Here is a 739-nt window from a genome sequence, read left to right on the forward strand (position 1 = left end):
TATTCGCCCGTAGCAAGCAGTAATCCAGACAACCCATGTGCGGTTAGTCTGGGTACCTCTTTTATTCATACGGTGGCTCTCAAGGACGGTGCGCCTGCAGCCCTAAATGATGGCGACGTCACCAGCCGTAGTGAGGAGTTGAAGCAGCAGACATTGCCGCCAACCCCGGTGCTGCTTACCAATGAGGAGGGTGAAGTGAAGGTTGTGGTTGGTACGGAGGTTGTCGGGGACGATGATCTTGGCAATATGGGCTTGCGCAAAACCCGCTGGTACCAGATGTCCGAAGATACTGCTGCGCCTGGATCGTAAGGAGGGTGGATATGTATCGAGCAAAGAACAATAGGCTAAATCAGCAGGGGTTTACGCTGATCGAGCTGTTTATTGTGGTTCTGATTATCGGTGTGTTAGCGGCAGTTGCTTACCCAAGCTACACCAGCCATGTTGAATCTACTCGCCAGTCAGCTGTAAAGGCGCAAATCATGGAGCTGGCTGCTGCGATGGAGGCGTTCCGTTCGCGAAATTTTTCGTATAGCGGTGCGGCCTCCGACACAGCGATTACCTCCAGAACTGCGAATGACTTCTATACGGTGTCAGTTACCGTGGATGCGAGTGATGTCCAAAGCTATACAATTGCTGCGGTGCCTGTTGCAGCAAAAAACATGAATGGCACTGAAACATTCATGCTTAATGAGCAAGGCGAGACCTGTATGAAAGTGGCTGCAACTTGCAGTATGGCTAC

Annotated in this window: 2 protein-coding genes; both read left to right on the forward strand. The window is 51.4% G+C overall.

Going from position 1 to position 739, the window contains the following annotated elements; genetic code table 11:
* On the forward strand, positions 1-309 hold a 309-nt coding region (locus tag A3754_RS27265), incomplete at its 5' end, for a hypothetical protein (protein ID WP_197468469.1).
* An 11-nt stretch (positions 310-320) separates the two neighbouring features.
* Positions 321-739 (forward strand): type IV pilin protein (locus tag A3754_RS04920; protein WP_063518981.1); only part of this gene is annotated, 419 nt, incomplete at its 3' end.

The sequence above is a fragment of the Alcanivorax sp. HI0083 genome (genome assembly GCF_001635175.1).